This is a genomic window from Shouchella miscanthi (assembly GCF_007725405.1).
GTDB lineage: Bacteria > Bacillota > Bacilli > Bacillales > Bacillaceae_D > Shouchella > Shouchella hunanensis.
On record NZ_CP042163.1, the window covers coordinates 864,228 to 884,396 of the forward strand.

The following is a 20,169-nucleotide window of genomic DNA, read 5'->3' on the forward strand; positions in this document are numbered from 1 at the left end:
CTTTGAGAAGAAAAGCGTTTCGCTTTTCTTCCTATTTTTGTTTAAAAGGAGTAGCAGGGATGAATAAAAAAGTATATCGACCGATACTGGCAAGTTGCGCAGCAATAGCGGTTCTCTCCGGTTGTCAATCGCAAGACGGGCAAAACAACACTAGTGACGATTCTCGAATTTCAGTAGTAGCCTCTTTTTTGCCAATGTATGAGTTTACAAAACAAGTGGCTGGTGACCGTGCGAACGTTCAATTAATGGTATCAGAAGGCCAAGATGCGCATCATTATGAACCAAGTGCTCAAGATGTTGCAACCATGAACGAAACAGATGTGTTTGTTTATAGCAGTGAGGAAATGGAATTCTGGGTTAATCGTTTATTTAATGCGATAGAAAATGATGATCTAATCGTTGCTCGTGCAGCAGATGGGCTTGATTACGGAGAGCAACATTACGAAGAGGCCGAGGTGACGATGAACGGCATAGCAGATCACTATCACACAGGAGACACGATTGAAATCACGGCCACTCTTTCTGAGGATGTAAACTTGGATCACTGGCACTGGTATGAACGAGAGTCTCCTGATGAGGAATGGACTGCTTTGTCGGGTCAATATTCAGAAACTCTAAATCTTGATGCGCCTGAGGAGAGTTTTGAAGTAAAAGCAGTAATCTATGATAATAACCACAATGTGTATGCTGAATCGCAACCGGAAGAGATTCGTATTGATAATCATGAAAATGACGATTCAAACCACGAGGACCACAATCACGACCATAGTGAAGAAGATAATGAGCAGGTAAATTCGAACGAAGAGATTGATATTATCGGTTTAGCAGATCATTATCATACTGGAGATGTGGTTACATTAGTAGCAGACGTGCATAAAAACACAAGTTTTGATAAGTGGAAATGGTTTATTAGGGAAGAAGAAAGTCAGGATTGGGAAGCTGTACAAGACCAAGATACCGATCATTTCGAATATAAGACAACTGGGGAAAGTTTTGAAGTGAAAGCTGTTCTCTATGATGAGGAAGACAATGCTTATATAGAATCACAACCTGTTTCTGTATTAATTGATGATCACGATGATTTGGATCCACACATTTGGCTTGATCCAGTGTTAGCCCAAGATCAAGTTCTTGTCATTCGTGACGCATTGATTGAAGCTGATCCTGATGGTCAGAATGTTTATGAGGAAAATGCAGAGGCGTTTATTGAGGAGCTGAAAAGCTTGGATGAAGATTATCGCTCCACCTTGGAAGGGGCTGAAAATCGTGTTTTTGTTGTACAGCATCAAGCATTTGGTTATCTTGCCGAACGCTACAATTTAGATCAAATTGCCATAGGGGGATTATCTACTGAAGTTGAGCCGAGCCCTTCCCGTATGTCAGAAATTGCTGACTTAGTACAAGATCATGGTGTGCCAGTTATTTATTATCAACAAGGAGCTAGCTCTGCAATTGCGCAAACCGTAGCGACTGAAACAGGAACAGATACGGCTGTACTTTATGACTTAGAAGTGTTATCAGAGGAATTACTCGAAAATGACTTAGGTTACATTGAAGCGATGCGACACAATTTAGAGTCATTGCAAATAAGTATCTACTAATCTTGTGAAAAACGAAACCATTCTAGCGTATGGATTTTTGTAAACAATCGTGGAGTCAGTAAATGGATAATGCGTCTGCCTCTTTTTATACCGATGTTCCTCTTTTGCAAATCCATTATTCTAGAATGGTGTTTCTGTACGCCGTTACTGAAAAAAGAAAGGTAGATAAGCATGGTCTATATTAAAGTCGACAACCTCACTTTTCATTATGAGAAAGAACCAGTGTTAACCAACATTTCATTCGAATTAAGTCCAGGAGATTTTGTTATGCTTACTGGAGAGAATGGTGCTGCGAAAACCACGTTAATTCGCAATATGTTGGGCTTACTAAAACCATCGATAGGCAACGTAACGTTATCTCCTACTAACCATTTAGGGGAAGAATTAATCGTTGGCTATGTTCCTCAGCAAGTCGCCTCCTTTAATGTTGGGTTTCCTAGTACAGTATGGGAGTTAGTTAGTTCGGGTCGATATCAAAGAGGCAAATGGTTTACAAGGTTAACTAAGAACGATAAAGCCCAAGTTGAACGTTCCCTTAAATCAGTTGGAATGTGGGAGATGCGTCACAAAAAAATAGGAGAGTTATCTGGAGGGCAAAAGCAACGCATATCGATCGCTCGTGTTTTTGCTACCGATCCAGATCTATTTATTCTTGATGAACCAACTACGGGAATGGATAGTCAATCAAGAGAAGAATTTTATAAACTGCTTAAGCACAATTGCGAAAAACATGGTAAAAGTATTCTAATGGTTTCGCATGATCATGAAGAACTTAGGAAATATTGTAACAAACATATTGAGTTAGTTCGGAAGGAGGGATTACCTTGGAGATGTTTTTCTATGGATTCATGCAAAGAGCTTTCCAAGCCTCACTTCTCATCTCATTAATTGCACCACTATTAGGTCTCCTTCTTATTTTAAGAAGGCAATCTCTAATGGCAGATACACTTGCTCATGTTTCTTTAGCGGGAGTCGCATTAGGCTTATTACTTAGCATTAATCCAACATGGACGAATATATTCATGGTAATGGTCATTGCGATTGTTTTAGAGTATTTGCGAATGCTTTATCGTAGTTATTCGGAAGTCTCCATTGCGATTTTAATGTCTGCTGGAATGGCGTTAGCTCTATTTTTAATGAGTCTCAATCAAGGTGGTACCACGTTGAACATCAATCAATTTTTGTTTGGATCGATTGTAACCATTAGTTCACAACAAGTATGGATGTTAGTGGCGTTGGCAAGTATCATTTTAATTCTATACGCTTTACTGCGCAAAGCCATGTACGTAATGGTTTTTGACGAAGAAACCGCCTTTACAGCAGGGCTACCAGTGAAAACAATGTCTATAATGTTTAATGTCTTAACAGGAGTTACGATTGCTATTATTATGCCTATCGTTGGAGCTCTATTGGTGTCGGCAATCTTAATTTTACCAGCTGCGATTTCTATGAGACTAAGTAAACGTTTTTCAAGCACCATCTTATTAGGTATTCCTGTTGCTTTAACAGGAATGCTTAGTGGTCTGTTCACTTCATATGAATATGGAACGCCTCCAGGAGCAACCATCACGTTAATTCTCATAGCAATATTAGGATTCGTGATTGTTTTTCAGCGAGCTTTAAGGCTTTTTAGATCTAGTCGTCATTCACTTCGTCGTTAAGTTGTTACGTAACCTAAAGAATGGACTTGTATGCGTTCATTCTTTGGGTTTTTCTTTTCTTACAGGTATAACGTGTTTTTTTGAAGGGGATTCTTATTGACTCTCATTGTAAAAGAATAAGAAGTGTGGTGAAACTAGTTTATCTATTGGACCGTATAAGAGGTTGAAAGAGGGTGCTATAGATGAAACGAACGGTTGTTATTGTTCTTATCGTTTTTTTTATTGTTCTTGTTGGCTATTCTCAATATTTAGAGAGGGGGCCAGGACCGACAACGATTGGTGAAGAAATGGCTGAGCTATTTAACGAAATCCAGATTGAGCAAATTGAGATTAATCACTACAAAGATAACGTCATTCATGTAGGTTATTTGCGCAACGCCAACGATATTGGAACATTGCTTGAAAAAGTACATGCGTTAGATGTACAAGAAACGAGACAAGTAGTAAATCAAAAAGCGCTAGACTCTTATTTGGTCTATGTAAAAGTTGATGGAGGAGGGAGCTTTTCGATCGATTTTAATGATCCGAGAGTGACATTGCCGTCAGGTGTTTATACGTTACTTGAGGATAACGAAGCGACCGCTTACATCGAAAGTTTAGGTTCGATTGAATGGTATTAAAATCACTAAATCTTTGACTCTCGTTATATATGTTCTAACCCGAGAAAGGCAGCCGATTTGGCTGCCTTTTTACATGCTTATAATAAATTGATTTATTCACTCATCTCATTTTAACTTAGTGAAGAAGAATCAATAATGAAAATCATAAAGAGACCGTAAAGCCCATAGAAAAAAGCTTGCTCAGGGGGAAGAGCAAGCTTAAAGAGTAAGTATGTAGTACTATTCCCATTCTGTCATGATTTAAACCCCGAATTAAATAGGTCGTACATTTTCTCATCTTTTTTCATTAGTAGCAGTACGAATGCTTATTTTGCAATCATTCTTTAAGATTCTTAAGGTTTTCTTTTCTCCTTCTTATGGTTTGGTAGGTAGACTTCTTTTAGAAGGAGTTGATGGAAATGATGAAAAAATGGGTAGCAGTTGGAATGATTCCTATTAGCTTATTTTTACTAGCCTATAGCCTTTTATTTTCTACAGTTGAAAAAACATTGCTATTAGATGTAAATCAGAATAAATTATTAATTGACTCAGGCATTGATGAAGCTGTTCCTGTTGCAAGCATATCAAAGATGATGACAGAGTATCTCATATTGGAAGAGATCGAAAAGGGTACCGTTGATTGGAATGATCTTGTCCAAATAAGTGGTGAAGCAGCAGCGAAAGAAGGTGCGAACATTTCTCTATCAAAAGGAGATAACGTCCCCGTTCATGATTTATACATGGCGATGCTACTTCCATCCGCTAATAATGCAACAGTTGCGTTAGCTGAACATTTAGCAGATAGTGAAAAAGAGTTTGTGAAAAAGATGAACGAAAAAGCGAAAGAAATTGGGTTAACAAATTCCACGTTTGTTAACGCAACAGGACTGACAGAGTCAAATACAAAGAGCAATCAAATGAGTGCGCGGGATATTGCTGTGTTGGCGCAGTTGTTAATTACTCAATTTCCTGAGGTTCTGCAAGATACAGCAAAGTCATCTCACACCCTTACATTTTCAGGTGAACGTGTTCATACAACCAATCATATGTTGACGACACCAGACCTTGCTTTTGATGGGTTGGATGGTTTTAAGACAGGCTATACCAATGAAGCGGGATATTGCTTTGTAGGGACGGCAAGTAGAGATGGACAGCGGTTTATTACAGTTGTATTAGGAACTGAAAACTATAATGCGCGTTTTGTAGAAACACAGAAGCTCTTATCTCTTGCTTTTGATGAGCCGTATACACCTCCTTTAGAAGCATCTCTTGACAGATAATGGCATGTGTAGCAAGCAGTATGGTACGAATCGCTACATGCTCTATAAAGTGAAAAACAATGCGTTCGTAATGGTGAGCGTGATTAAGGTTATAATGAAATATGCTGGTGTCTTGGACACAACGGATCTAAAAGGAGGAAAATGGCGTTGACTAGTCGGTATGTGGCTTTAGTTTTTAAAATGGTGATGTTGTTATTTATAAGTGGTTTTCTTACAAGCGTAGCTATTGCAGGGCTTTACTTCACGTATCAAGTGTCAGATTTAAACTACTATATAAATGTATTTGATCGAATTGCAGCAGCTTTTAACGCAACACTTAATTTTTATAGTTATGAATTATTCAATCTGATAAATGTATTATTCTTTGTCGGAATCGTCCTATCTATATGGTTCATTGGACACAGGTACATACACTACTTCGTGAAGATTGAAAAAGATCTTGGGCAGATGGCAGGTGGCGAGCTTTCGCAACGGATCGAGGTAAAAGAGAATCATGAACTAGGTCAATTAGCTAGACAAGTGAATCAATTAATTGAAAGGCTAGAAAACACTGTGCATGAAGAAAGAATTGCTGAGCAATCGAAAACAGAATTAATTACAAATGTATCACATGACTTACGAACACCTCTTACTTCTATTATGGGCTACCTCGATTTAATCGAGAGAGATCAATATAAAGATGAAGTAACCTTACGCTATTTTACAGACATCGCCTATGATAAAACGAAGCAAATGAACTCAATGGTCAACGACTTATTTGAATACATCCGAACGAAAAACCCGAAGCTCATGTTAAATAAAGACTACATCGACCTGAAAGAAGTGATCAAGCAAATTGCTTCTCATTTTCATTTGCAAATGGAAGAAGCGAAATTAAGCTTTAGAATGGATTTGCCAGATCAGGAAGTGAAGCAATATGTGGATGGAGAAAAGCTTTCGCGCGTACTTGAAAACATTATCGGAAATGCAATCAAGTATGGAGCTGACGCACCGTTTATTGACATTACTCTTCATCAAGGCACGAAAGAAACGGAAATGGAAATTCGAAATTACGGGGAACCTATTGCTCAGTCTGAGATTCCGTTTATCTTTGAAAGATTCTACCGAGTGGATCAATCTCGTTCAAAAGACACTGGGGGTTCTGGATTAGGATTAGCCATTGCAAAGAATATTGTCGAACTACACGAGGGTGAAATTCGTGTAACTAGTGATTTAGAAGGAACGGCATTTTCTATCACCTTACCTATTGTACATAAGGAAGCGTGAAAATTCTCCCATAGACGAAGGAACATCTCCTATATGGAGAGGACAAACATGCATGCACCCTTACGAACGACCTAGCCTGTCAACTCGTATGGAGTGCTTGTAGACGATATCCATCAACCCGCAAAAAGGATGTGAGCGAATTTGTCTAAACAGATTTTAATTGTAGACGACGACCAAGATATAGCAAATCTCATTAACTTTTCTTTGAAAAATGAAGGCTTCAACACGGTCATGGCTAGCAATGGTGTGGAAGCAATGAAACAACTGGAACAGCATCCTATTGATTTAATCGTCTTAGATGTAATGATGCATGAAATGAATGGGTTGGAATTTTGCCAAGCCGTTAGACGGAGTCATAGCCTACCTATTCTGATGATTAGTGCAAAATCGGAAGACATGGATAAAATTACAGGAATTATGACTGGTGCCGATGATTATGTTAGTAAGCCTTTTAACATTCTTGAGCTCGTTGTTCGTGTGAAGGCGTTAGTACGAAGAGCGTACTACTATCACGGCGCTCCAAAAGAAGGTGGCATCCTTGAGTTAGGCGATTTAACCATTGATAAAAAGAAATATCAAGCTAGAGTGCATGGAAATGAACTGAAATTAACTTCTAAGGAATTTGATATACTATATCTCCTTGCTAGTCAAGCGGGCCAAGTGTTTGACTCAGAGACCATTTTTCAAAGCGTTTGGAAGGAAAAGTACTATGATTCAAATAACACTGTGATGGTGCATATAAGCAACTTGCGAGACAAGCTTGAAAAAGCGTTAGGGTATAAAGTCATTCAAACCGTCTGGGGAGTCGGCTACAAAATTGAATCTGTTTAAGGCTCAATAAAAAAAGAAGTCCCTTGACTTCCACATAAGAAAAGATCTATAGTAGGTGTGTATTAACTATTGCACGTATAAAGGAGACAACTTTTATGTATCTGGTGGTTCTTAACTAATCCATGAATTGGATAGCTTGAAATGCGATTTTTTAGCGTACTGGTGACGCTTATTTTGTCATGGCATTTCAAGGAGTTAAGAACACGTTTACTAGTAAGAGTTGTCCTACTTGAAGTCTACCTACAATAGGTAGGTACTTTTTAAAGAGGCCGCTGTGAACGAGTGTTCAGAGCGGTCTCTTTGTCGTCTCTGGATAATCGTTCGCACAGTTCCTTATACAAGCAAAAAAGGAGGAAATGCACATGAAACAACAAACCTTAGAAGCGATAGGGTTTAATGATGTCCTTAAGGAGATGGCTGAGCATACGCGGATGAATCGAGCACGTGAAACGATTCTTCAGATGAAGCCTCTACTGAATCAAAGTCAAATGGAGCACAGGATGACTGAAATAGAAGAGGCTATCCGTATTCTGACCCGTAGCGGCAGTGTACCGATACACGTTGTAGATGATATTGCCCAAATGATTATGCAAGCAAAGAAAGGATTGTTTATTCGCGCGGATCAATTTACAAGGGTGATTTCTTTTTTAGAGCATTGCGGCAAGTTAAAGCGGTTTATGAATGATAAACAGGAGATTGCGCCATTGGTGAGTAGCTATGCGTTTTCGATTGATGATCTTTCACAACTAGAGGAACAACTTACCTCAGCCATTCGTAATGGTCAAGTTGATGAGTATGCGTCAAAAGAATTAAGTTACCTTCGTCGTCAGAAGAAAGTGGCTTTAGAACGATTAAAAAATAAAGTGGAGCACCTTGTAAATGGAGGGAAATACAAAAGCTTTTTGCAAGATAAGATGGTCTCCACACGCCAAGGTCGATACGTACTATCAATAAAAAAAGAATACCGTAATAAAGTAAAGGGTACGGTCCTTGATACATCAGCTTCCGGCTCAACATTGTTTATGGAACCGTCTGAAGTGAGCGATATTCAAGAAGAGGTGAGTTTGTACACCTATGCAGAGGAAGCAGAAGTAGAACGAATTTTATTCGAACTAACAGAAGCGTTATTAGCACAAGAACAGACCATTTCTATTGCAATGGATGTCATGCATGAGTACGATGTGTTGTTTGCTAAAGCAAAATATTGTCGGGAAATAGAAGGAACAAAACCTTCTTTATCAGTCGATCGAACGATTAAGCTCATACGTGCTAGACACCCGGCCTTAGGTCGAAAAGCGGTTCCTTTGACGATAAGCTTTGGTGGAGCTGTTGATCGTGCGTTAGTCATTACCGGACCGAATACAGGTGGAAAAACCGTAACATTGAAAACCGTTGGATTAGTAACTGCAATGGCACAGGCAGGATTGCTGATTCCTGCTGAAAAGGGTAGTCAGATTGGTATCTTCCAAACCATTTTTGTTGATATTGGTGATGGGCAAAGTATGGAGGATAATTTAAGCACGTTTAGTTCAAGAATGGTTTCCATTATAGAGATATTACGAGAAGCTAATGATCGATCACTCGTCTTGCTTGACGAACTTGGCTCTGGTACAGATCCAAATGAAGGAATGGGCTTAGCCATTACAATTTTAAACCAGTTATATAAAAAAGGTTCCACCTTATTTGCTACGACCCACTATAGCGAAATGAAGAGCTTTGCTGACGACACAGACGGCTTCATTAACGGCTCAATGGAATTTGATGTAGAAAGTTTACAACCAACATATCGGTTATTAATAGGTGAAAGTGGTAAAAGTCAGGCTTTTGAGATCGCACTTAAATTAGGCTTACATCCGAGTATTGTTGATGAAGCGCATCAAATTTCATATGGACAAAAGAGTTCCTATCAAGACCGCTTTTCTGCTGAGGCGCTTCAAAGCGAAGCGTTTCGCAAGCAAGTTATTTTTAATCGTCACGCAAATAAACAAAAAAAAGTCCTCGCTTCTGACGTGAAAACATTCCAGCAAGGGGACAATGTGACGATTCAAGCGACGAATGAAACCGCAATTGTTTATAAAGGCCCTGATGAAAGGGGGAACTATATCGTACAAGTTAAAGATGACAAGCGAACGATTAATCATAAGCGCTTGACATTGCATATTTCAGCGGAAGAGCTGTATCCAGAAGACTATGACTTTGATATTATCTTTAAAAGCAAAACCTATCGGAAAGTCAAAAATGATCAGAGCCGCAAGCATATGGACGGTATTTGGTTAGAGGAATAAAGCCAACTCTGTTGAATGTGCTTGAGGAAAGACTGCAACAAGAAATGTTCAAAATTAGAACGAAGAGAAAAAAACGAAAGACGAATGACCATAGTGATAGGCTCCCTTCAATGTTAGGGTGCTGTTCATAGGAGTCATTCGTCTTTTTTAGTTGCATCAAATGCTTCTGTTTACGTCTTGTTTTTTTATTGAGTTTGTAGTTGAATCTGATCTTGTTCAGCCAATGTTTTTAACGCAACGGTGTTAAGAAGGTTAACAGGCTTGTTATAGTGTGGTTGAAAGAAGAAATCGCTAAAAGCCAGGTCTTCAACGGTCATACCTTGTTGGATACAGACAGATAAGGTATTCATGAGTTGAGTCTGGTCATTTTTACTCATAATCTGACCGCCAATTAGACGCATTGTCTCGTTTTCATACACAAGCTTAAGTCTGACTTCTGTTGCAGTTGGCATAAAGGTTGGTCGCTCATGATCAATAAGTGTTGTAGAGCGAACATCTAAACCGTACGTTGCCGCTGCATCTTCTGTAAGACCGGTTGATGCCATATGAAGGTCATAAAGCTTTAAGCCAGATGTTCCTTGTGTACCACGGTAACGAATGGTGGGTTGCATAATATTATAAGCAACAAGTGTGCCCATTTTAGTTGCGTTCGTTGCAAGTGGTATATAGGCATGGTGCTGCGCAGCATTGTGAAATACTGAGCAATTGTCCCCAGCCGCAAAGATCGAAGGGTCACTCGTTTGCATATAGTCATTTACGAGTAGTGCCCCATTGGATAACGTATCTAGTTCGTCTTTTACTAATTCCGTTTGAGGTCGAAAGCCAACACAGAGAATAACCAGGTCAACATCATGGGTAGCCTTGCTTGTTTGAACAGACTTTACATAACCGTCATCATCGCCAACGAATGATTCTACTTTCTCATTAAGTGCCAATTGAATACCGTGATTCGTTAACGTTTGTTCAACTTCATCTGTAAATTCACGATCCAAATACTTGTTTAAAACGCGATCAGAACCCTCGATAAATGTCACGTGCTTTCCGTAAGCTTCAAAGGCTTCAACTAGCTCTACACCAATGTAACCAGCCCCGATTACAGCAATGTTAGTAGCATGAGCCGCTTTCTTAATAATGTCTTGTGCTTGTGCATAATTTTTGCAAAGCTGAATATGTTTTAACCCAATCCCTGAAATAGGTGGGACAATCGGCGTTGATCCGGTCGTATAAACTAGTTTGTCATAATGATCTTGCTTCGTTTCATTTGTTTCAAGGTTTTCAACAACAATGGTTTTTGCTTGTCGATTAATCGACAAAACGTTGTGATGAACGTGCATCGTTGCACCAAGGGCTTCTAACTCTTCTGGAGACGAATAGAATAGGTCTTCTGCATTCTTTACAACACCGCCAACATTTAGTGCAATCCCACAGGAAAGAAAGGAAACGTTGTTGTTTCGTTCGTAGACTGTAATGTCTGCATCAGGATGAAGACGGAGCAAATTTTTGACCGTTTGTGTCCCGGCATGTGTACAACCAATAACAATAATTTTCATAGAAATAGCCTCCTAAAATATATTGTGAAATACTGAACAATCGTTTTTACACAGGAAGGAGAGAAACATTCTCTCCAACAATTTAACTTTGTGAAAAAGTGAGCAAATAGAAGTGATGTTCATTTCAGCTGCTTACAATGTAAGAATAACATATTGTGAAATGGTGAGCAAGTAAAAGTTTGAAATGATTTAGTGGAATGATTTATAGCCTGTATGTTCGATACGATCGTTTAATAGATGTGAAAACAGCTGTTGTTTTGGTACACTGGAGGAAGAGAATACTGTAATAAACTACATACACCTACCACTAGGGGTGCGTCATGCTGAGAGAGACGATGAAGTCTTAACCCTTATGAACCTGATCTAGATGATGCTAGCGGAGGGAAGTGGTTGAGCAATAGGTATGGTCTGTTCAACACTTCTTTTCATTAAGAAGTGTTTTTTATTTAAGGAGGCTGAGAAAAAATGAAGGAACTATTGGAGCAAGTCGACTTACGCGAGGATGAGCTTATTGAACTAGTGAAGGCGTTAATTTCATTTCAAACACCAGCACCACCAGCACGAAATACAGTAGCCATTCAAACGTATATTGCCAATTATTTAAAAGAAATGGGGATGTTTATTGACCAGTGGGATGTGTATGAAGGCGATCCTAATGTTGTCGGAACGTTAAAAGGAACAGACAGGGAGGCCTTTCATAGCTTGATCTTAAATGGACATGTAGATGTGGCTGCTGTTGAAGAAGATGAAGAATGGGAGATGCCACCTTTTGCTGCAAAAGTAAAGGATCGGTCGATTTATGGTCGTGGGGCTGCAGATATGAAAGGCGGACTTGCTGCCTGTTTGTTTGCGTTAAAGCTAGCTTCTGATCATGGCATTGAATTAAAAGGGGACGTCATTTTACAGTCGGTTATCGGAGAAGAAGTAGGGGAAGCAGGGACAAAGCAATGCTGTGAACGGGGGTATAAAGCAGATTATGCCATCGTAGCGGATACGAGTCACTGTTCGATTCAAGGTCAGGGTGGTGTCATAACTGGATGGATTACGATTAAAAGCCCGACTACACATCACGACGGGACAAGACGCCAGCTTATTCACGCCGGTGGTGGTGTAAATGGGGCGAGCGCCATTGAGAAAATGGCAAAACTCATTACTGCTTTACAAGAGTTAGAGCGACATTGGGCAGTCACAAAGTCTTATCCTGGTTTTCCGTCAGGGACAAACACCATTAATCCTGCGGTGATTGAAGGAGGAAGGCACCCCGCATTTATCGCGGATGAATGCCGGTTATGGATGACGGTTCATTTTTATCCGAATGAGTCGATTGAAGAGGTAACAAAAGAAATTGAAACACATCTTCTAGCGGTAGCAAAAGGAGATGTTTGGTTACGTGATCATTTACCACAATTTGAGTGGGGTGGAGAGTCAATGATTGTTGATCGAGGAGAAGTGTTTCCAGCGTTCTCTGTTGATGAAAAGCATCCAGGGTTTGCAGTCATTTCAGAAGCGCATACAGCGGTCTTTAAAGAGCAACCGAAGGTCGATATGTCACCAACTGTGACAGATGGTGGGTGGCTGGCGGCTTATGGTATACCAACGATTCTATACGGCCCGGGGAAATTAGCACACGCCCATGCAGTAAATGAAAAAATCGACATAGACGAACTGATTATGTACACAAAATCCCTTTTATCCTTTATGGTACGTTGGTGCAACACACAAAAAAAGTAGCGATTTTGCTACTTTTTTTATGTCCATAATGTCGTTAAAGGACCGTGCTCCCCAAATATAGGATCGTGACTTGGTTTAGGAATGGCTGCAATTTGTTGAATATGTTTCTCTTTCTCTATAGGATCACCTGTACAAAGATTACAGGCAGCCCCGTTTGGATAGGCCCCAACAACTGTAAATGAATGACTACCCCGAAAGGTTATTCCTTTCGTAATACAATTGACTGAAAGGCCAAGTCTCCACCAATGACGTTACTTGGAATTACGTTGAACGATTCAATGGAAAAAAAGGCGGATAAAAGAGATTGGAGAGGCTCATGTTCATAAAACGAGAAAAAGCGTTTAGGCTCATAAACATCCTCTTCCCATATTCCTTCAGATGTTCTCCCGCCATACACACCTAAATAAAACAGACCATTTGGTTTTATCACCCTCTTTAATTCACTTAACACCTCACTTAATTCTGCTTTCGGAACGTGTAACAGGCAATTGAATGCATAGAGAGCATCAAACTGTTCATCAGGAAACTGGAGTTGATAAAAGCTCATTTCTGCTGCCTCAAGACCTTTGCTTTTACAAATGGCAATCATTTCAGGGGACAAGTCTGTACTAAATGTATGGAACCCATGTTGATGAAAATACAAACTATCATGTCCAGGACCTGCACCGATCTCTAGTAAACTTGTCTTCTTTTCTCGTTGCAACACTCGTAGAAACCCTTCTCTTTCATTTGTTTTCCAATCATCTGTTATAGCAGAATCTCGGTATTTCGCTTGTTTGTTGTAGGCTTCTTTTAATTGTTGTTGTGTGTTCATATCATGGCTCCTGGGAGGAACTGCGTGTCACCTATGACCGCAAATCCAGTGCGCATTCGTGCCATCACCATCGGATTTTGGTGTTGTTGTGCTGCTCTAATGCGATTTTGTTTCCAATGATTCATAGTGTCATCTCCTTTATTTACGATGAATGAAATGAAAGGCAACATAAACGGCTAACAAGAAATAGTGTTCTTCCTTATTTCCTTTTGAAGAGAGCGACAGTTCATATTGATAACGACTAACATGTTTGCCGGTTCCGATTAGAAAATCGTTACAGGTGATGCGCAATTCCTGACCAATAAGCTCGGTTGTCAATTGAAATGTGCTGTCATTCTGTTGAACAAACATCCAACTCTTTCCATTCTTCAAAGCAGATAGAGCTGAGTCAAGCTGAGCAGTTCCTACCTTGGTATTATTTTGGTAAATAAGCCATTCTTTTCGTTTATCATGTTGTTGGAAAGACAGGTACGTGCCGTTTTCAAATGAAAAATGAAGTTGGAGGTGGTGACTACCTTGTCCACGAGCAAGTGATTCGAGGAGCCGGTGCCATTTCTTTTTGTACGATCGTTCGACATATCCAATTTTTTCGCCTTGAAAGAAAAGCGGCTTTTTATTCGTTGATACGCGATCAAACAATCGAACAGAAAAGACAGCTTTATTGTGATGTGGGACATAGTCTTGATCTTTTCTGCCTTGCCACCGAAGAAACAAGGTTAATAGGAAGGCAACAAGCAGAAAGAATCCTGTGGCGAAAACTTGGAGCCACTCAAGCTTCCCAGTGAAAGCGAAGCGAATTGGAATAGCGACTACACCTACAAGGAAAAATACGTAAAGAATATTCATAACAAATGGTGCCCTCCTAGGCTGAGGAATGCTTCTTACCAGTATACATAAAAAAGACAGGTAAATGATAACATTACGAATAGTGAATGTTATACTAAAGTAGGAGGGATGATGGAATGCATGATGAGTATGAGGATAAACGAGTCAAAGAGATAAATGAAGAGATTTGCGCTTTGCTACACAAACGTAAGGTGATGACAAACAATAATCCAGGCTGTCCGCCTATGGATCAAATGGAAGAATGGGCACAAACCTATCAACTTGAAAAGGAAATGATTGCGAGTATTTTTCATGTCGCCGCTAACGAGGAAGAGTATAGGCCAATGATTCAACCTAAGGGCTATGTAAACACCATTCCTCAATCGTTGTTACATGAAGAGGACGACATCCTTTATAGCATACCAGCGTTGCAAACCTATCAAAATGCAACAGTGTTACTACTGCAAATGGTCTGTCGTCCAGAGAAGGTCAATTTTCATGAGCGGACGAGGATTTTTACAATCAACGTAAAAGGGTCAAAGCCATACAGAGCCCAAATGACAGAGGGAAGTGGTGGGGATGCGATGCAAGGCTATCGGTTTGTTGTTAGCCCTGCGATACAAGAAGAGGTAACGATTGTAGTAGAGGAAAAAGAATGGAGCAAAAAAACACCGCTGACAACTTTTGAGTGGATCGTAAAAGCTTGAACAAAAGGAGAACAATCGAATGCCATTTAAGCGAGAAACGTTGCCATTGCAGAATAAAACCGTGTTGATAACAGGGGTTAGTCGTAGAAAAGGGATCGGATATGCCATTGCTAGGCAATGTGCTGCTTACGGTGCATCCATTGTCATCCAGCATTACCGCATTCACGACAAAGAGCAAGACTGGGGAGCCGATTCATTAGAAGCTGTTTTAGGTGGCATAAAAGAACAGCTGACAGAAGGTGCGACGCTAACGGAGTTTTCAGCAAATTTTGAGGAAGCGAGTGCCCCTGCACAACTTTTCGAGAACATCGAGCATGTACATGTTGATGCACTCGTATGTAATCATGCCATGAGTGGGAGTGATGGTTCTTTAATGGCGATAAATAGTGAATCCCTTTCTCGTCATTACGTGGTCAACACCCAATCTAGTTTGTTGCTTGCCCAGCATTTTACAAAGCAGTTTAAACCGGAGACGGGAAGGGGAAAAGTGATCTTTATGACGTCTGGACAAGAGCTAGGTCCCCTGCGCGGCGAAATTGCGTACGGATCTGCAAAAGGTGCCATTGCCGGGATAACTGAGACCATTGCCGATGAATTAGCCGATTACAACATTACAGTAAACACAGTCAACCCAGGCCCTGTTGATACAGGTTATATGACGGCCGAACTTTGGCAGGCCTTGAAGCCAAAATTTCCATTTGGGCGTATGGGTGAAAATGATGATCCAGCAAGACTCATTGCGTGGTTATTAACAGATGAAGCCAACTGGATTACCGGTCAAATTATTAATTCAGAAGGCGGCTTTCGTAGAGGATGAAAATGTAGAAAAAATTTCGAATGGTTGCGCATCTAATCGATTATAATGATTAAAAATAGGAAAAGAGGCACGTACATGAACGATAAAGTTGTCTGGTATGGTCGCTGTTTGTTTATAATAGGCATTGTATTATTTGGTCTTACTCAAATTGCGTTGGCAATGGACATACACGATCCCACCTTATTTACAGGAGCGATGATTGCTTATTATGCGAGTATTATCTTCTTTATTGTTGGTCTTATTACTATACTAACGGATTTATTTCAAAGCCAAGATGAATAGCCCTTTCCCCCTTTTAGTAAAAAAGGGGATTTTGTTTAGTTTTTAAAGCATTCAATGCTACAATAAAAAGAAATTGGAAGGTATGAAGCTGGAGGAGTTTGTATGCAATCAGTCCCAACAAATGCAATTAAAGTAGTGTCGCGCGCTAAGAAGGAAACCATTCCTAAAGCTCATGAAGAGCTACGTCATTGGAAAAGTGAAGCCATGAAGATACAAGACGAATCGATCCGTGAGCAAGCAACATGGACTGTTAGCGATAAAACGTTTCACGCTGAAGGAGGCAGTATTATCGGTCTTCTGTCTGGCGCAAATAAAGATCGCTATATTCAATTTATGGTAGGGTATCAGTCGATTTGTGATTTTTTAGATACGCTTTGCGATAAAAATGACAGCACGAACCCGGACGATTTTCGTTCCATTCACAATGCGCTATTAGATACATTAGAGCCTGAAAAAGAGTTTAGTGATTACTATCAATATCGATCAGGCTTTCATGATGATGGGTATTTACAAAAGCTGGTAACACGATGCCGTGAAGCGGTGCAGCAATTTCCTGGTTTTGATGTAATGAAAGAAGACATGAAGGAAGTTGCGCGTTATTATATTGATTTCCAAGTGTACAAGCATGTGGAAGAAGAGAAGCGTGAACCGTTGTTAAAAGCGTTTTATGAAGAAAATCAGCACCTTGTTCCAGGGATGCGTTGGTATGAGTTTGCTTGTGGTGCGGCATCAACCCTCGCACTCTATACACTTGCAGCATACGCTGCTGCCTCTGAGCGGACAAAAGAAAAGTCGAAGCATATAAAAGAAGCTTATTTTCCTTGGGTCCAAGGCTTACACATTATGCTTGATTATTTTATTGATCAAGAGGAAGATCGCTTAGAAAATGAAATGAATTTTGCTGCATACTATGAGTCAAAGGAAGATATGATGGAGCGGTTTCGCTTTCTAGATGAACAAGCGAACGCGAAATTGAAAGGCTTGCCTGACGAGAAATTTCATATGCTTTTGAAGAAAGGCTTGTACGCACTTTATTTATCTGATGGAAAAGTAGCGAATAACCCTGAACTGAAAAAAGATGCAAAGGAAATTATTAAGCTAGGCGGAAAATCAGCGGCGTTTTTCTTCCAGAATCGCTGGATGTTTAAGCGTGCGATTTAACAATGAAGGCATCTCGGAATCTGACGAGGTGCCTTTTTCAAGGAGGAACAAAATGAGAATCAGAGAAATAAAGGAAGACAATCGAACAGACGTTGAAGCGTTTTTTAGCCAACAATGGGGTTCTCCACTAATGGTCGTTGCCAGCGGTGTCTATGATTGTAGTGAACTTGATGGCTATGTTGCGCTAAATGAAGCTGGAGACATCATTGGTTTACTAACGTTTGCGTATCGCAACGGACAAATGGAAGTGATGTCGTTAGATAGTGTGAAGGAAGGCGTTGGCGTAGGGACTGCTTTACTGGAAACCTTAGAAAACGGTGCCAGAGAAAAGGGCATAAAAGCGATTCATCTTGTGACAACAAATGATAATGTACATGCACTAGCATTTTACCAAAGAAGAGGCTATGTGCTACATAAGCTTTATAAAGAAGCCGTAAAGAAAGCACGTTTGCTTAAGCCTGAAATTCCGCACGTTGCAGAAAATGGCATTCCTATAAGGGATGAGATTGAGTTAATCAAGTCACTTGTATAAGGAGGAAGAAACGATGCGATCAGAAAAGGAAATGATGAATCTTATTCTTTCAATCGCCAGCGAAGATGAACGTATTTTGGCTGTGTATATGAATGGGTCTAGAACAAACAAGAACGCACCGAAAGACCTTTTTCAAGATTATGACATTGTTTATGTGGTAGAGAATACGGCTCCATTTGTACAAGAGCGAGCGTGGTTAAATCAATTCGGTAAGCGTTTACTTATGCAAGAGCCAGCTCAACACGATGAAGCTTTAGGGAGAAACGTGAATGTCGATCGTTCTTATACGTACTTAATGTTGCTTGCCGATGGCAACCGAATTGATTTACATGTTGAGACGATTGCGTCAATGAAAGAAGGGTACAGAAACGATTCTTTAACCATACCGTTACTAGATAAAAGGGGGATTTTGCCTGATATCGCACCAGCTTCCGATAAAGATTATCGAGTGAAAAAACCATCGGAAGCGGAATTTTTAACTAGCTGTAACGAGTTTTGGTGGTGTCTACAAAATGTTGTGAAAGGGATTTGGCGAGATGAGCTCCCTTATGCTAAAGAAATGTTCGATGGTGTTGTAAGAATACCGTTAAATCATATGACCTCTTGGTGGATTCAACAAAATCAAAGCGAACCAGTGGCTACAGGAAAAATGGGTAAGTATTTTAAACGGTTCTTACCTGAGCCGTTATGGGAGCAGTACAAACACACGTATAGCGGCCCTTCACATGAAGACTTCTGGCGCTCTCTTTTTACCGCATGTGATTTATTTAGTACGTTAGCGAGAGATGTAGCTAGCCAATTAACCTATCCTTATAACGAAGAAGAAGAAAAGCATATGCTCCTGTATATACGCCAAGTTCAGTCGTTGTCAAAAGAGGCGACGGAGATTTTCTAAAGGGACGGTTAGTGAACAAGAGTAGTAAAAAGAACTAAATTTTTGATTGTTCTGTTTTTAAAAGAGCGTTACACTTGTGTACATATAAGAGTGTGAGGAGATGGTTTATAGGGGATGAGTTCAAAGTCTAGAGTTGTGGCAATCGCGCTTATCACAGCAGTAGCCGTACTAGGAGACGCAATGTTGTTTATTGTGTTACCGTTAAATTGGGAGGAATTTGGTTTAACAGCGGTATGGCAAGTTGGTGTACTTTTATCCATTAATCGCTTCGTTCGCTTACCGATTACACCTCTTATCGGTCTTTTTTACAAAAAATTTGATGTGCGTGTTGGTATGGTAGTAGCCGTATGTCTAGCAGGGATCAGCACGCTGTTCTATGGCTTATCAAGTGGGTTTATTGTTTTATTAATCATGCGAATTTTCTGGGGGATTGCATGGTCTTTTATCCGTCTTGGCGGTTTATTGACAGTTGTTTCATTGTCTCAAGATACGAACCGGGGCAATTTAATGGGTCTCTACAATGGTCTTTGGGGATTAGGTGGTTTAACAGGAATGTTGGCAGGTGGCGTCTTTGTAGATGTTTTTTCGATAACGGCTGTTACGACGATTTTTGCCTTCGGCTCGTTTTTACTTCTCCCATTTATTTATATGCTTATTCCGAAAACAGAAGGAAAAGAGGCGGCTCAGGAAGCGGCTGATAAGTATAAAAACCTTGATCTGACATTCCTCACTCCTTACATTCGTTTAGTCATCGCAACAAGTGCCACAATGGGTTTTATCGTTTTAGGTATTTTTGCTTCTTCTTTAAGTACACTTATTGGTCGAAGCTATGATGAGCAATGGTCGATTTTGGGTTTAACCATTGGCGTTCTTGGATTAGCAGGCGCAATACAGGCATTTCGCTGGGCGTGGGAACCATTTATTGCCCCTCTATTTGGCCGTATGGTTGATCGCTCAACCAATAAACAAACCCTCATACTTGTACCTTTACTCATTAGCATTGTCACGTTTTGGTTTTTAGGTTTCCTTGACAAGGTTGTTCCTCTGCTAATCGTTATTTTTGTCTTTCAGTTTGCATCAACCATGTTTGTGACCGTTACGGACACACTTGCTGCGGGAGCCGCTTCTAAAACAGACTCTGTCAAGATGATGACTGTTCACACCGTTATGGTTGATCTTGGGGCTGCAATAGGACCACTGTTATCGTTTTTAATTCTTTTCTGGTTTGATTTAAGTATGGTGTTCTATGTTGCGAGTATTCTTATGGCAGTGTTAGCGGCTGCTTGGATTCTATATGGCATAAAACAAAAAAAGACCTTGAGTCGTGTATAG

At 40.1% G+C, this 20,169-nt stretch carries 20 protein-coding genes and 1 riboswitch; of the genes, 16 read left to right on the top strand and 4 right to left on the bottom strand.

What is annotated here, in order from left to right:
* The first annotated feature begins 59 nt into the window (after positions 1 to 59).
* The 8 genes from FPV17_RS04110 (at position 60) to FPV17_RS04145 (ending at position 9,523) form a co-directional block, all read left to right on the top strand.
* Positions 60 to 1,601, top strand: coding sequence for a metal ABC transporter solute-binding protein, Zn/Mn family (locus FPV17_RS04110; protein WP_144558194.1), 1,542 nt, complete (start codon positions 60 to 62; stop codon positions 1,599 to 1,601).
* Between the two features lie 171 nt (positions 1,602 to 1,772).
* The gene (locus FPV17_RS04115) at positions 1,773 to 2,489 is read left to right on the top strand and encodes a metal ABC transporter ATP-binding protein (protein ID WP_035397136.1); all 717 of its coding nucleotides are present in this window, start codon (positions 1,773 to 1,775) and stop codon (positions 2,487 to 2,489) included.
* Positions 2,426 to 3,262 carry a metal ABC transporter permease gene (locus FPV17_RS04120; RefSeq protein WP_060704923.1) on the top strand — a complete coding sequence of 279 codons (837 nt, stop codon included), beginning with the start codon at positions 2,426 to 2,428 and terminating at the stop codon, positions 3,260 to 3,262. The genes FPV17_RS04115 and FPV17_RS04120 overlap by 64 nt, the downstream gene beginning before the upstream one ends.
* A gap of 182 nt (positions 3,263 to 3,444) precedes the next feature.
* Positions 3,445 to 3,882: a hypothetical protein gene (locus FPV17_RS04125; protein WP_144558196.1), complete on the top strand. Its 438-nt coding sequence runs from the start codon at positions 3,445 to 3,447 to the stop codon at positions 3,880 to 3,882.
* Positions 3,883 to 4,280: 398 nt separating this feature from the next.
* Positions 4,281 to 5,141, top strand: a complete 861-nt coding sequence (locus FPV17_RS04130; protein ID WP_186370726.1) for a D-alanyl-D-alanine carboxypeptidase family protein — start codon at positions 4,281 to 4,283, stop codon at positions 5,139 to 5,141.
* A gap of 147 nt (positions 5,142 to 5,288) precedes the next feature.
* Positions 5,289 to 6,407: a sensor histidine kinase gene (locus tag FPV17_RS04135; protein WP_060704921.1), complete on the top strand. Its 1,119-nt coding sequence runs from the start codon at positions 5,289 to 5,291 to the stop codon at positions 6,405 to 6,407.
* A 141-nt stretch (positions 6,408 to 6,548) separates the two neighbouring features.
* Entirely contained in the window at positions 6,549 to 7,238 is a 690-nt protein-coding gene (locus FPV17_RS04140; RefSeq protein WP_144558202.1) for a response regulator transcription factor, read from the top strand.
* Positions 7,239 to 7,600: 362 nt separating this feature from the next.
* Entirely contained in the window at positions 7,601 to 9,523 is a 1,923-nt protein-coding gene (locus FPV17_RS04145; protein ID WP_144558203.1) for an endonuclease MutS2, read from the top strand.
* A 185-nt stretch (positions 9,524 to 9,708) separates the two neighbouring features.
* Here FPV17_RS04145 and FPV17_RS04150 read toward each other — a convergent pair whose 3' ends face one another.
* Positions 9,709 to 11,073, bottom strand: coding sequence for an FAD-dependent oxidoreductase (locus tag FPV17_RS04150; protein WP_060704920.1), 1,365 nt, complete (start codon positions 11,071 to 11,073; stop codon positions 9,709 to 9,711).
* A 299-nt stretch (positions 11,074 to 11,372) separates the two neighbouring features.
* Positions 11,373 to 11,475, top strand: a riboswitch (TPP riboswitch).
* Between the two features lie 63 nt (positions 11,476 to 11,538).
* On the opposite strand from FPV17_RS04150, the gene FPV17_RS04155 reads away from it, so the two are divergent.
* Positions 11,539 to 12,804 carry an acetylornithine deacetylase gene (locus FPV17_RS04155; RefSeq protein ID WP_144558205.1) on the top strand — a complete coding sequence of 422 codons (1,266 nt, stop codon included), beginning with the start codon at positions 11,539 to 11,541 and terminating at the stop codon, positions 12,802 to 12,804.
* Between the two features lie 199 nt (positions 12,805 to 13,003).
* Here the strand turns inward: FPV17_RS04155 and FPV17_RS04160 are convergent, their stop codons facing one another.
* Genes FPV17_RS04160 through FPV17_RS04165 form a run of 3 tightly spaced genes read right to left on the bottom strand, consistent with a single transcriptional unit; the run spans position 13,004 to position 14,464 of the window.
* Positions 13,004 to 13,618, bottom strand: a complete 615-nt coding sequence (locus FPV17_RS04160) for a class I SAM-dependent methyltransferase (protein ID WP_060704919.1) — start codon at positions 13,616 to 13,618, stop codon at positions 13,004 to 13,006.
* Positions 13,615 to 13,743, bottom strand: a complete 129-nt coding sequence (locus FPV17_RS22355) for a hypothetical protein (protein WP_281284328.1) — start codon at positions 13,741 to 13,743, stop codon at positions 13,615 to 13,617. The genes FPV17_RS04160 and FPV17_RS22355 overlap by 4 nt, the downstream gene beginning before the upstream one ends.
* A gap of 13 nt (positions 13,744 to 13,756) precedes the next feature.
* Entirely contained in the window at positions 13,757 to 14,464 is a 708-nt protein-coding gene (locus FPV17_RS04165) for a tubby C-terminal domain-like protein (RefSeq protein WP_144558207.1), read from the bottom strand.
* Positions 14,465 to 14,580: 116 nt separating this feature from the next.
* On the opposite strand from FPV17_RS04165, the gene FPV17_RS04170 reads away from it, so the two are divergent.
* The 7 genes from FPV17_RS04170 to FPV17_RS04200 all read left to right on the top strand — a co-directional run bounded on the left by FPV17_RS04170 (position 14,581) and on the right by FPV17_RS04200 (position 20,169).
* Positions 14,581 to 15,150, top strand: a complete 570-nt coding sequence (locus FPV17_RS04170) for a hypothetical protein (RefSeq protein WP_144558209.1) — start codon at positions 14,581 to 14,583, stop codon at positions 15,148 to 15,150.
* A 19-nt stretch (positions 15,151 to 15,169) separates the two neighbouring features.
* Positions 15,170 to 15,967, top strand: coding sequence for an SDR family oxidoreductase (locus FPV17_RS04175; RefSeq protein ID WP_060704915.1), 798 nt, complete (start codon positions 15,170 to 15,172; stop codon positions 15,965 to 15,967).
* A gap of 75 nt (positions 15,968 to 16,042) precedes the next feature.
* Entirely contained in the window at positions 16,043 to 16,249 is a 207-nt protein-coding gene (locus FPV17_RS04180) for a hypothetical protein (protein ID WP_144558211.1), read from the top strand.
* 102 nt (positions 16,250 to 16,351) lie between these two features.
* Positions 16,352 to 17,410, top strand: a complete 1,059-nt coding sequence (locus tag FPV17_RS04185) for a tetraprenyl-beta-curcumene synthase family protein (RefSeq protein ID WP_144558213.1) — start codon at positions 16,352 to 16,354, stop codon at positions 17,408 to 17,410.
* 52 nt (positions 17,411 to 17,462) lie between these two features.
* Positions 17,463 to 17,942: a GNAT family N-acetyltransferase gene (locus tag FPV17_RS04190; RefSeq protein ID WP_035393112.1), complete on the top strand. Its 480-nt coding sequence runs from the start codon at positions 17,463 to 17,465 to the stop codon at positions 17,940 to 17,942.
* A gap of 13 nt (positions 17,943 to 17,955) precedes the next feature.
* Positions 17,956 to 18,837, top strand: a complete 882-nt coding sequence (locus FPV17_RS04195) for an aminoglycoside 6-adenylyltransferase (protein WP_144558215.1) — start codon at positions 17,956 to 17,958, stop codon at positions 18,835 to 18,837.
* A gap of 114 nt (positions 18,838 to 18,951) precedes the next feature.
* A complete protein-coding gene (locus FPV17_RS04200; protein WP_144558217.1) occupies positions 18,952 to 20,169 on the top strand; it encodes an MFS transporter in 1,218 nt (405 codons plus the stop codon).